This is a genomic window from Ensifer sp. (assembly GCF_031989085.1).
GTDB lineage: Bacteria > Pseudomonadota > Alphaproteobacteria > Rhizobiales > Rhizobiaceae > Ensifer.
Genome location: NZ_DALZXU010000008.1, coordinates 186,075 through 198,237, shown reverse-complemented (window position 1 = coordinate 198,237; position 12,163 = coordinate 186,075). Strand labels below are relative to the sequence as shown.

The following is a 12,163-nucleotide window of genomic DNA, read 5'->3' as shown; positions in this document are numbered from 1 at the left end:
GAAGGATTAATCCTTTGGGGCTGTAACAATAGTCTATATCATCTATGGAGTTTAATTGGCGTCGAGGATCATTATAAAGATCAGATATTTAGCGCGGCGACACCGCCAGAATGGGGAGTAGAAAGCTCAAGAAATGTCTCGGATCGCCTGCTCAAGGTCGTCGAATGTAAAGATTTGTGATTGCGCCTGGTGCATCGGCGTCGGCGGATCGCAGGCATGGACCCGCTCGGGGCGCAGGATCTGGACGGTTTTCCAGCCTCTGGCGCGGGGTGTGACAAAGTCCTTGATGGCATTGTCGGCCACGTAGATCAGCTGCGACGCCATCAGGCGCGATGTGGTCTCGGTCGTCTCGAAGGCTCTTGGGTGCGGTTTGCGATAGCCGATCCCCCACGCGTCCGTGCACAGAACAAGATCCACCTTCTGTTCGAGGCCAAGCGCGCTGATCTTGGCGCGCTGTGTGGGGGCTGGCCCATCGGTGATGATGCCGAGGAAATCATCGCTCCGGCGACCGCGCAGAAACCGTGCGACATCGGGCGCCAGCGAGATCGAGGGTTGATGGTCGCGATAGACGGAAACCAGTTGCTCCACGAGCGCTGGATCGACATCGCCATCCACTTCCGCAAGCGCATGGTTGAAAATGTTGCCTCGCGCGCCCGCCTGGTAGAGCTGGGTGCATCGCGCGGCAAAATCGCCCCGTCCTGTGCGTCTCTGCCACCACGCGCCCACGGCCGCAAAGCCGCTGAAGACGAAGTCGCGCTCGAGGTAGAGCGTATCGTCGAGGTCGAAGATGAGGCCTCGGGCAAACGCGTCCATCCTCTCAGCCCTCGAAGACAGCCGAATCGTAGCGGAGCATCAGCACGCCGTCGCGCCAATCGTCGTTGGCGCTGACGGGCAACCCGGCGACTTCCTCCAGCAGCCATTGGGCAAAGACGGCGCCCGCGCGATCGGCAAGCGGATATCCGCCGCCGAACCGCGCATTGAGCTCGATGATCCGCAGGCCGCGCGTCGTGTCGGCGATCGCCTGGAAGCACAGGGCGCCACGGGCAGCCGGAAGCGCCCGCGCCAATCCGCGTGCGAATTCGGGCAGTTCCGGCAGGCGCACGGTTCGCCCCTTCTCGACTTCGCCCGCCCGCACGGAAAGCCGCTGGTGTGCGATGCAACAGCGGATCGCGCCGGCGCCATCGATGAACACGTTGATCGTGTATTCTGGCCCGGAGAGATATTCCTGGACGATCATGGGCTCAGCGCTGTCGCGAGGAAGAGCTTCGGATCGGTGAACCACGCTGATGGAGCGGCTGGCGCTGCCCGAGCGCGGCTTGACGAAAACGGGCCATGACCAATCGGCCATAGCGTCGCGGGCGTCTTCAAGCGCGTCGGTTCGAGGCACTGGCAGCCCCACCCGGTCGAACGTCTGCATCGTGACCAGCTTGTCCCGGGCGACTTCGACTACCTGTGGCGGACTGACATGCACCCGCGTTCCCGCTTGAGCGAACCGCTCTGCATGAAGCGCGAACGGCAGCAATTCCGGATCGATCGTCGGGATCACGAGGTCGACGTTTTCGGCGCGGCAGATGTCGCTGACAGCCTCGATGAACGTTTCGTCGTCGCAGCCGGGCACGGCGAAGGCGCGATCAGCCGCGTGGCAGGCAGCGCTGAGATCCGGGCTTCTGTCGCAGGCGATCACCTTGAGCGACAGGTCCAGCCGACCGGCGGCTGCGCGAAAGCACTGGATGAGTTCGACCCGCCGCCCGGCGGACGAGATAAGAACGCACAACTCCCGTCTGCTCATCGCGAGGCCCTCCGCTGGCGCCTGTCATTCCCGCGTCGTTCGTCCTGCCTAAAGCTGCGGCTGGCCGTTTGTGAGCTTGCCGTGCACCGCAGGTCTGTCCCCTTGCCAGTCCATGACTTCGAGGCAATTGCCGTCCCCGCACAACACGAGGAAGCCGGCTTTCGTGTATACCTGAACCTGTCCCGTCAGACCGATGTAGCGACCAGCGTTCTGATGTACGGCGGCGCGCCTAACGACGATCTTGCGATCGCGGAAAAAGGTGAAGGCGCCGGGATAGGGATCTCCGGCCGCACGAACGAGGCGCTCGATTTCCGCGGCCGGGCTGTGCCAATCAATCAGCCCGTCGGCTTCCGTTCTGCGTGCGCAGTAGCTGGCGTAGCGCTCATCCTGCTCGGTGCCGTCGGGGCCTCCAGTTGCGAGACGTTCGACCGCTTCGACGACCATTTCCGCCAGATTGCGCGTGTGCTTGTCATAAAGCGTGCGTGCGGTTTCGTCAGATGCGACATCGAACAGGCGCTGCAGCAGCACATGGCCGCTATCGACACCGTCATCGAGCCAGAAAAACGTCGATCCGGTGACCGTCTCGTTGCGAATGATGGTCCAGGGGATGACGCCCCGCCCTCGCAGCCTTGGCAGGGCCGCCGGATGGAAGCCAAGGCAGCCACGGGAAGCCACGCTGCGGAACGGGGCATGGCAGATTTGCGACCAGCCGACGACCAGGACGACGTCGGGTGCAAACTGACGCAGGCTCGCGAGCGTGGCGTCGTCGTTGATGTTGTCGGTTTCGACGACCGCGATCCCTGCCTTGTGCGCGATCGGCAGGAGATCGGCATGATCGGAATGCCGGCTCGCCTTGGCGGCCGGGAGCGTGAGCAGCAGACCCGGGGCATGTCCGGCCGCTATCAGCGCTTCAAGAGCAATCCTCGAGCCCTCGACCGTCCCCACGAATGCGACGCGCATCTATCACATCTCCATACCGCGGCAGGATGGCAGGCCATCGACAAGAGCCCAGGGGGCTCAGGTCAAATTACAGTATACTAAAATTGAGGCCAGCGGATTTCTGCGGCTGCGCGAAAATTCAGCGATCGCCGATCGGGTCGGCTGGATGGCGTCTCGTTGCGTTTGAATGCGCTCCGCTGGACGTGAAGAGCGGCAGTTGTCGCCGCCCAACAAATGGCGCGGCTTGGTGGCAGACCGCCCGCCATCACGCCGTATTCACCGCGATCGAGACGTGCCTGCCTATTTGGAGCAGCGCAGCATACGCATAGCTGCATTGCACAAAAAATGTTTTCCAAATGATCAAAAAACGATCATAACGCTCGCAGCTGATGCATTTTTGGTGGCTTCTCCTCCCAGTGCCACCGCAGCAGCTGTTCCCCTCTGGAGGTTTTATGACCTTCAAACTTCATGGGCCGCGGATTTCCGTTGGCCCATTTTTTTTGGCCATATTTCTCTAATCGACCTGGTCGGTCGCCGGTTTGGTTCGGGGGATGCTGCCGATCGCGACTGCGGGCGGGAGGTGGCCGCGCGGGCTGGCTATTCCGCTTTGACCTGCACTGCGGCCTGCAGATCAGCTGCGACGGGCTCGGGGCGCGGGTCGGGTTCAAGCGTCAGATCCAACGCCCCCCAGATCGATGTCTTTTGAGTATCGCTCTTCATCCGGCGGGATGACTTAATTTCAACGATGAACGGCTTAGTCTGTTGACGCATAATTCCTCCAGGCGACGAATCGCGCTGGAACGATAGCGGTTGGTTTGCAGGACGCAACTCCCCTATTCGCCAACCTCAACGCTCCGCACGTGTGACAAGAACCTGTCCTATGTCGTGATGGGGGTATGAAAGGCACGCTGCGATGTTGGCCTGGCCCGGATCGAATCGCGCGAGCGAATCGCAAAAGCGTATGCGCCTCCGACGCGAGATTTCGTCGTTTCACCGGTTGGTGATGGAGACGCGCAGCACCAAACCGTTGACAACTGCAAATGAGGCGTGGGGAAAACTGATAGGGCCTGCGACGGATCAATCGGCCACATCTCGAGCTAACATCCCGAAAATACTACGAAAAGATCGACAACACGGGGACGCCGGAGCCACTTTGTGTCGGACTGACGGGGGCTTGCCATTGGTGAAACGGCTTGTCCGTCGACATAGAATCGTGTCTCTACTTCCAGACGGAAAGAATGCGTCAGACGCGAAGAAACCGTTTTGAAGAGCCCGCGATGTTAAAGCCCACGAATCCCCAGTTTGAAAACGAGACGACGTCGGAGCGTATCACGCGCCAGGCGAGCGCGCTTTCGGATCGTTTGCGAGCTGTTGGAGAGATCGCTTTTCCGCCGAAGGCGATGAAGTCGCTGCGGTCGTTCTCATCGGGCGAAGTGGCTCAGATCGTTGGTGTGTCCGACGGTTACCTCCGACAATTGTCGCTGGACGGCCTTGGGCCGGTGCCGGAACTGGGCACGGCGGGCCGCCGCTCCTATACGCTACGCCAGATCAACGAGCTGCGTGCCTATCTGGCCGAAGCGCGCCCGAAGGAAGCATTGAAGTTCTGGCCGCGCCGCCGCGAGGGCGACAAGCTCCAGATCATCAGCGTCGCCAACTTCAAGGGCGGCTCGGCCAAGACCACGTCGTCGCTTTACCTGGCACAGGGGCTGGCGCTGCAGGGATATCGCGTGTTGGCGATCGACCTCGATCCACAGGCGTCGTTGTCTGCGATGTTCGGCTACCAGCCGGAATTCGACATTGCCGAGAACACCACGCTTTATGGGGCGATCCGCTACGACGAGGCGCGGGTCGACATGCGTTCGGTGATCCGTTCGACCTATTTCGAGGGCATCGACCTTGTGCCCGGCAATCTCGAGCTCATGGAGTTCGAACACGAAACGCCACGCGCCATGGGCAAGCGTTCCGGCCCCGAGGATCTGTTCTTCCGCCGGGTCGCCGCCGCAATCAGCGAAGTCGAGGCGGATTATGATGTCGTCGTCATCGACTGCCCGCCACAGCTCGGCTTCCTGACCATGGGCGCGCTCAACGCTGCGACCGGCATGCTGGTGACGATCCATCCGCAGATGGTCGATGTCGCGTCGATGAGCCAGTTCCTGCTGATGACGGCGGATCTGATCGCGGTCATCGAGGATGCCGGCGCGCACCTGGACTATGACTTCATGAAATTCGTCGTGACCAGACACGACCCGCGTGATGTGCCCGAACAGGAGATCGTCGGCCTGTTGCGAGACCTCTTCGGCAGCGACGTGCTCAATGCGACCGCCTGGAAGTCGACGGCCATTGCCAATGCCGGGCTCACCAAGCAATCGCTGTTCGAGTTGTCGAAGGGCGCCGTCGGGCGATCGGTTTATGACCGCGCGATGGAATCGGTCAACGCCGTCAACGCCGAGATCATCGATCTGATTTCGCAGGTGTGGCAGCGATGAGCGGTTGCACCCCCTCCCCGGTTTTCTTTCCCCTTGGGCGACAACGGCTGTCTGAAGGCAGCGTTTCGCCTTTTTCGAGGAGGTCCCTGCCTTGAGCAAACGCACCCAGTCCATCCGCTCGATGTTTTCGGGACAGAGCGAACAGGCCGTCGATCATGACCTGAAGAGGCCTTCGCTGCCGCGCGTCAGTTCCGGCGCCGTCCGCTCGCTCAAGGATACGTTTTCCGATGTCGAGAAGGAGTATCAAGCGCTCCGGGACAAACTTGCCTCAGGCCAGGTTGCCGTTGAGATCGATCCCTCGCTGATTGATCCCTCGCCGCTTGCCGATCGTTTCAGCGAACAGGACGCAGCGAGCTTCGAGGCGTTGAAGACCTCGATCCGGGAACGAGGTCAGGAGATCCCGGTGCTGCTGCGCGAGCACCCCTCGACACCAGGCCGTTACCAGAGCGCCTACGGCCACCGCCGTGTTCGCGCCGCTCGTGCGCTCAACATTCCGGTCAAGGCCTATGTCCGCGCGCTTTCCGATGAAGATCTGGTTGTCGCGCAAGGCGTGGAAAATTCCGCGCGCGAAGATCTGAGCTTTATCGAGCGGGCGGTGTTTGCGCGGCGTCTGGAAGACGCCGGCTTTGCCCGGGCGCTGATCCAGTCGGCGCTGTCGGTCGATCGCGCGGAGGTTTCGAAGCTCGTTGCCGTTGCGCGCGCGCTGCCCGGTGAACTTGTCGATGCGATCGGCCGCGCGCCGAAGGTCGGCCGTGGCCGGTGGCAGTCGCTTGCCGATGCCGTTGGCAGCGAGCCTTCCCTGGCGCGTGCGCTCGAGGCGACGACGAAACCAGGCTTTGCCGCGCGGGAAACGGACGACCGCTTCATCCTCGCATTGGCGGCCGCCGCTAGGCCCGACATCAAGCCGACGACAGCGGCGACGCCTGAAATCGTCACCAGCGGATCGGGCGCCGAAATCGGAAGGGTTGCCACGACCGACAAGCAGTGGCGCCTGTCGATCCGGCGCGATCCCAATGATGGATTTGCCGATTATCTGACGGCGAAACTGCCCGAGCTGTTTCAGGCATACGAGGCGGCGCTGAAGGAAAAACAGAACGGTGCCGAATAGGGCACTGGACTGAAGACTGAGATCTAGAGGAGCACCACCGGCAAAAGAAAAAAGGCCCCCGAAACACCGTCTCTGAAGGCCCTTTCTCGTCATTTGGCGATTTCGAGATTCGCACTTCCGGGATTCACAGTCAAGACTCTCTCACGAGATTTGGCGCCGTTTCGGTGACCGCTATTCCTTTGCCTGAAAGAAGGTAAGGCTGAAATGGACAGGTTATCCGTAACGACGCCCTTCGGGCGGCGGCCGATGTCGCTTGCCCTGGTGAAGGGGCAGATAAGATCCTCCGGCATCAAGGCCGGCAAGACCGTCGACAAATGGAAGGTGCTTCGCGATGTATGCGAGGCGAGGACGCTTCTTGGCGTCCAGGACCGTGCGCTTGCGGTGCTGAACGCGCTTCTGTCGTTCTATCCGCAGAGCGAACTGGCGGAAGGCAAGGATCTGATCGTGTTCCCGTCGAACGCGCAGCTGACGCACCGAGCCAATGGCATCGGTGGCAGCACGCTTCGCCGCAGCCTTGCCGTATTGGTCGACGCTGGCCTTGTTTCGCGCAAGGACAGCCCGAACGGCAAACGATATGCCCGCAAGGACAGCGATGGCGGCATCGAGCAAGCTTATGGTTTCGACCTTGCCCCGTTGCTCGCCCGTTCGGAAGAACTGGCCGGGATGGCCCAGGATGTCGCGGCCGCCCGCCGGCGGTTTCTGATCGCCAAGGAACGTGTCTCGCTCTGCCGAAGAGACATTCGCAAGCTGATCACGGCCGCAATCGAAGAGGGTGCCGCGGGTGACTGGGCGCATGTCGAAGGACTGTTCGTAGCGCTCATTGCGCGAATTCCTCGCTCTCCGACGATCGAAGATCTGCTCAGCATCGCCGACGAGCTGACACTTTTGCACGAAGAAGTGGTCAACATGTTGGATGAAAACGAAATTTCCGAAAATATGACTGGCAATGCTGGTCCATATGAGCGGCACATACAGAATTCAAAACCCGAATCCATCCGTGAACTTGAACCTAGCTCTGAAAAAGAGCAGGGCGAGAAGCCGAGTGCTGACAACCAAGCGAAGCCGAAGGGAATTCAGCCATTCCCGCTGGAGATGGTCTTGCGCGCCTGCCCCGAGATCAAACCCTTCGGGCCGTCCGGGGACGTTTCGAACTGGCGCGACCTGATGATGGCCGCCGTGACGGTGCGCTCCATGCTCGGCATCAGCCCGACGGCCTATGAGGAAGCTTGCGAGGTGATGGGTCCGGCGACGGCTGCTGCTGTCGTAGCGTGCATTTACGAGCGCTCCGGGCATATCAATTCTGCCGGCGGCTACCTCAGGGATCTGACGCGGCGAACCCGGCGCGGGGAGTTTTCCATGGGGCCGATGCTGATGGCGCTGCTTCGCGGGGCACCGCCATCCAACCTGGCGTCTGCATCGTGACCTGCGGTTTCCTCGCTCTGGAAATGCGTCGTGGAAACCCCTGGAAGCCGCGGTAGATCGACGACCGTCGTAGATGTCTGCAGCCCGGCCGAGGTTTATCCGTTTCGGCGACGCGGCGGCGGCGATCCAAGCGCCATTGTTGCGAACTGTGGCATTGCTGCAGGAAAGCGAGGCGGGAAATAGAGACTGACGTGATGCCCAGGGGGTGGCTGGCCGAGATGAAGGGCGTCCCGCCGCAGGGTTCGAGAACCGAGAAGCCGGTCTTGGTACTTTTGACGGTGGCATTTTCGCGAACGGGCGATGATGCCGTAGGAGCGTAATGGCTTGACGGTCGTATCGACAGCGACACTGCCGCGAGACCTGCAGTTCGGCCAAGGCAGATGACGGAGTCGTTCGAATGGCAAAGGGTCGGCGCGGCACGCAGCAATTGCCCCCTCCCCGGACGAGCGCCCAAACCGTCGCGGCACCTTACGCTTGGTCGAATGCGAGCAAGAGCAGTTGAAAATAGCACGCTAGGTTCGAGCGGATCGTGGCCGTTCGTCACGAACCTGCACAGAGTTGAACATCTGGGACGCCTATGAACGCTCGACCGTCGCTCGAAATCAGCGGCACCTGAGCCGAGAGCGCTGGCTTATTGTGTTGCGCTATCGCGGGAAGCCATAAATGATCGGTTCGGTTCAAACGCAGAAAACGACTTCCACCCGAAAGGTGCCATGCAACATGGATGTTCAGTCTGGGCCCCCTCCCCTTATCATCCTTGATGTTCAAGACGCCATCGATCGGCCGGTCTGGAATGGAAAGAACAATCCCGGCTATTTGGCGGTGATCCAGCGCCTTCTGGCGCACTGGCGCGGGAACAGCTGGCCTGTTCTTCATATCAAACATGACGAGCCAACACCGACATCGAGCTATCACACCCACGGCCCGTGGAACGGCATCAAGGAAGATGTCGCGCCGATCGCGGGAGAGATCCTCATCGTTAAACAGCAAAACTGCGCCTTCATCGGTACCGAGCTGGACACAGTGCTCAGAGGCATGCAGGCCGATCGTCTCGTACTGACGGGCGTTGTCATTCACAACAGCATGGATGCCACGGTCCGCTCCGGTAAGGCACTTGGCTACGATATCATCCTGCCCTTGGATGCTACGACGGCCGTGCCGGTCATCGGACCGGACGGGAAATCCTGGGACGCCGCGACCGTTCAAGACCTGACGCTGGCAATACTCAGCGGCGAATATGCTGAGGTCTTGACCTCGGACGAAGTGATCGCGCGCTTTCCTCAGAGCGGGCCTTCTGAAAACCGACAGGCTCATCACAGACCCGCATGAGGGTCTGTCGGCTCGTTCTGAATTTCTGAGCAATGCCCGAAACACTCAGTCCGTTTGCGAGATCCTCGCGTATATCCTGCTTCTGTTGGTAACGGAGTGTCGAGGGCGCCCCAGGGTCTCGCGTCAGGACTTTGACCGCATGAGGCCGGATTGCGGTGCGTTCGAACTGCGAAACGGCGCCGAGGAATTGCATCGTCATCGTCGCGGAAGTGCTGGTGAGATCGGCACCACCCAAGGCGAAACAGTGAACCTTTAAACCCATCTTAACGAGCAGATTTACGGTGGCGCTGACAGCGATTGCGTGATGGCCGAGCTGATCGGGCTTGGTGACAATCAGGGTGTCCGCCGGGTCCAGACGGTCCATGCGTTCGGAGAAGCCACGAAACCGGGCAATGGCGCTGCTGCCGAAAACCGTTTCTCTGACGATCCGGCGCATTCGACCTGGAAGCCTGCAGCAACGATTTCTTGAATCTGGTTTTCGGTGGTCTGGCGGGTCGTCGAGACAGGGGCATGGGCAAATGTGCGTGACATGGGTCACTTTGGCCCGAATAGGCTGCTAGCAATCCTGTCAGGGTAACTCGTGGACAGGGTATTTGGTCTCTGTAGGAAGGCCGGCTCGGGACCGAGGGGTGGCCAGCTATTTCTGGCCGCAGGAGTGTAAGATGGCGAAGAGGTCGCTTGTAAAAGTTCGAGATCGCCAGCCGCTCGAAATTTAACGATCGATTAACCATATGAAAAATCGAACTAAAGTCGAGTAACGGAAGCTAACTGTCGTCTGACTTCCACCATAGGCTGATAGGTCCGTTTCGCGCGAATGCCCGCATCCGCCATTGCTGCGCGCGAGCGCGGTCATATGGACGGCTGGTCGGGCATTGTGCTTGATCTCTCCCCTCCCCTTGAGGACGCCATTTGGAATGTTCAAGGGCCGAGACGCTCTGGAAAATCTCCGCGCTGGTGTTGCTTGCGCAGAAGCCGACTGGTTCGCCTTAGCCCTTGCCGCCTTCGGCGACCGCCCGTCTGCGCCTTCAGGGTTCGCTCGCGCAGGCAGGTCCCCGTCGTTCCGGCCGTCGATCGGTCGGTGCTCTGATCCTGTGAGGCACAAGGAGGCGATTTGGCATCATCGTGATTGGACAGCGCCAGCGAGAAGGCACAGGCTGAACTCGAGGTGGTTTCAACAAACGTCGTTTGATCGGAGGCGACAATGAAGCATCATACCTTGGATCAGTTGCGGGGCATTGCGCAGATTGTCCCCGGCCTCTCACCGCATGTTGCGGCGCGCCGTGTGCGGCTGGAGCGGTGGGCGGAGGTGCTGGAGAGCATCAGGCATCGGCACCTGGACACACTTCATGAAACGGAGTTCCAGATGCAGGACGAGCGAGACGCCCTGCGCAGCGACTACTCGCCGATCACCATCGCGTTCAGGGACCCGGTGCTGCGTGCGGCCGGTATCGCCGATGATACCTACGGTGAGGCGAAACGCTTCTTTGAGATTAGCGATGACGAGCTGCATGAGATCGTGTGCTACTGCCGTTTCGGCACTACCGTGAGCGCGGCGGCCGCAGCGCGCGAGGTTCGCGTGATACTCGCCGGTCGACCGAGAAACCTTTGGTCTCGCTTGTCGTCATTTTTCATCGCGTAGCGAGGGCACGGATCTCAGCTCTGACGCTGGCATGGGCCCCTGCCCCGGCGGCGAGCAATCTTCCGTGATTGGATACTGGCGTTGCGGCATGTCCCGCTGTGTTGACGGCACGCTGCCTGACCGCTTCTGGCGGCCGGAACCGTTGCCGATGGTACCGCAGGACCTCGCGTCGAACGCCTGCACAGTGCCGTCATCTGGCCAGCAAGTTGAAGCGAACCACGCATCGTGGTTCAGATGGCCACACGTGAAAGCCAAACCGACCGGGCGCTATCAGACATCCCGTTCGGACCGACGCCAGGCTGATTTCAGGTCCGCAGATTGTCAGCCGACATCTTGCCGGACTTCCGGTCCTCGACGAGATCATAGGTGATCTTTTGCCCGTCGTTCAGTCCGCGCATGCCCGCGCGCTCGACAGCGGAAGCGTGCACGAAGACATCGGTGCCGCCATCGTCAGGCTGAATGAAGCCGTAGCCCTTGGTCGCATTGAACCATTTCACTGTACCGGTCGCCATAACATCGTCCCTAGCAAGCTCTGCCGGACATTCGATCCGCGCAGTGTTGGTGAGGCGGGAAAGGTAGGCCATTGCTCGGCGAATGGAAGAGACTCTTTTGAATTATTTGTGCCTGGCGCTGCTTTCCTGTCCCAAGCCCTGCCGGAGTGCGCTGTGTTGATCCGCGCCTGGTATCCGGCGCGCGCTTATTGCCCTCCTGCCGCGGCCATCGCGGGGCTCGACATCACAGAATTTCCTGAGTTGAAGCAGAGCGCACTGACGTTGTCTGCAGACAACATTGTGCTCTTGGTGCTCTTCACTCCGTATGGAAATTTGCGATCATCGGTATCTGCTGGATCGGCCTTGCCGCGGCGTCATGGCGGAAACTGGGAGATCCCGTTTGGGTTAGAATGACCGCCCTTTTAGATATGGCGCGCGCGGCAACGGCTGGTAGCGTGGTTTGGAGCGCAAAGGTGAATGTTACGACCGGACCGATTCCGGATGGGGATAGTTTTGTTGTCAGCAGACAACATAGGGCGTTTGGTGCTTTTCGCGCGGCATGGAGATTTGCGATCATCCGTGTCGCTGGATCGGTTTTGCCACGGACTCGTGGAGGGCGTTGCGATATGCCATGTTTTGCGGGAAAGGGCTTCTCTTCAGCGTTTGTGGGCGCGTCGCAACGGCGGTTGGGCTAGTTGCATGGTCGGGAGCTCAACGATAACTGTAGCGATCGGAGTTGTACGGGGTGAGGGATGCTATTGTTGTCAGCTGACAACACTCCGGTATGCAGTGCTGAGACAACGAAAATCTGCTTTGTAATGCCACGACTATGTTGTCAGCTGACAACAGAATCGCCTGTCCGCAACGGTTGTGAATACCATCGCCAAGAGCTGTTGTCCGCCTCGCCGCCTCGCCGCCTCGCCGCCTCGCCGCCTCGCCGCCTCGCCGCCTCGCCGCCTC

Annotated in this window: 11 protein-coding genes; 5 read left to right on the top strand and 6 right to left on the bottom strand. The window is 60.5% G+C overall.

Translation table 11 applies throughout. The features are described 5' to 3' along the window. Positions 1 to 126: 126 nt before the first annotated feature. The 4 genes from RTP54_RS25815 to RTP54_RS25800 all read right to left on the bottom strand — a co-directional run bounded on the left by RTP54_RS25815 (position 127) and on the right by RTP54_RS25800 (position 3,499). Positions 127 to 813 carry an HAD family hydrolase gene (locus RTP54_RS25815; RefSeq protein WP_312366492.1) on the bottom strand — a complete coding sequence of 229 codons (687 nt, stop codon included), beginning with the start codon at positions 811 to 813 and terminating at the stop codon, positions 127 to 129. 4 nt (positions 814 to 817) lie between these two features. Then, on the bottom strand, positions 818 to 1,789 hold the full coding sequence (locus tag RTP54_RS25810) for an ATP-grasp domain-containing protein (protein WP_312366491.1): 972 nt from the start codon (positions 1,787 to 1,789) through the stop codon (positions 818 to 820). Positions 1,790 to 1,837: 48 nt separating this feature from the next. Next, complete coding sequence (locus tag RTP54_RS25805) at positions 1,838 to 2,749, bottom strand: formyltransferase family protein (protein ID WP_312366488.1); 912 nt, start codon at positions 2,747 to 2,749, stop codon at positions 1,838 to 1,840. A gap of 576 nt (positions 2,750 to 3,325) precedes the next feature. Continuing rightward, positions 3,326 to 3,499 (bottom strand): hypothetical protein, encoded by a 174-nt coding sequence (locus RTP54_RS25800; protein WP_312366486.1) that lies wholly within the window; start codon positions 3,497 to 3,499, stop codon positions 3,326 to 3,328. A gap of 506 nt (positions 3,500 to 4,005) precedes the next feature. Between RTP54_RS25800 and repA the strand changes: the two genes are divergently transcribed. The 4 genes from repA (at position 4,006) to RTP54_RS25780 (ending at position 9,073) form a co-directional block, all read left to right on the top strand. Further along, positions 4,006 to 5,214 (top strand): plasmid partitioning protein RepA, encoded by a 1,209-nt coding sequence (gene repA, locus RTP54_RS25795; RefSeq protein WP_112811022.1) that lies wholly within the window; start codon positions 4,006 to 4,008, stop codon positions 5,212 to 5,214. A gap of 91 nt (positions 5,215 to 5,305) precedes the next feature. Further along, a complete protein-coding gene (repB, locus tag RTP54_RS25790; RefSeq protein WP_312366485.1) occupies positions 5,306 to 6,322 on the top strand; it encodes a plasmid partitioning protein RepB in 1,017 nt (338 codons plus the stop codon). 204 nt (positions 6,323 to 6,526) lie between these two features. Continuing rightward, entirely contained in the window at positions 6,527 to 7,744 is a 1,218-nt protein-coding gene (repC, locus tag RTP54_RS25785) for a plasmid replication protein RepC (protein ID WP_312366484.1), read from the top strand. A gap of 663 nt (positions 7,745 to 8,407) precedes the next feature. Beyond that, positions 8,408 to 9,073, top strand: a complete 666-nt coding sequence (locus RTP54_RS25780) for an isochorismatase family protein (protein ID WP_312366482.1) — start codon at positions 8,408 to 8,410, stop codon at positions 9,071 to 9,073. On the opposite strand, the gene RTP54_RS25775 is transcribed toward RTP54_RS25780, so the two are convergent. After that, complete coding sequence (locus RTP54_RS25775) at positions 8,970 to 9,509, bottom strand: recombinase family protein (protein ID WP_312366480.1); 540 nt, start codon at positions 9,507 to 9,509, stop codon at positions 8,970 to 8,972. The two genes, RTP54_RS25780 and RTP54_RS25775, sit on opposite strands and share 104 nt — an antisense overlap. A 765-nt stretch (positions 9,510 to 10,274) precedes the next feature. Between RTP54_RS25775 and RTP54_RS25770 the strand changes: the two genes are divergently transcribed. Then, entirely contained in the window at positions 10,275 to 10,712 is a 438-nt protein-coding gene (locus RTP54_RS25770; protein ID WP_312366478.1) for a hypothetical protein, read from the top strand. 305 nt (positions 10,713 to 11,017) lie between these two features. Here RTP54_RS25770 and RTP54_RS25765 read toward each other — a convergent pair whose 3' ends face one another. After that, complete coding sequence (locus RTP54_RS25765; RefSeq protein ID WP_112811027.1) at positions 11,018 to 11,224, bottom strand: cold-shock protein; 207 nt, start codon at positions 11,222 to 11,224, stop codon at positions 11,018 to 11,020. Between the last annotated feature and the right edge of the window lie 939 nt (positions 11,225 to 12,163).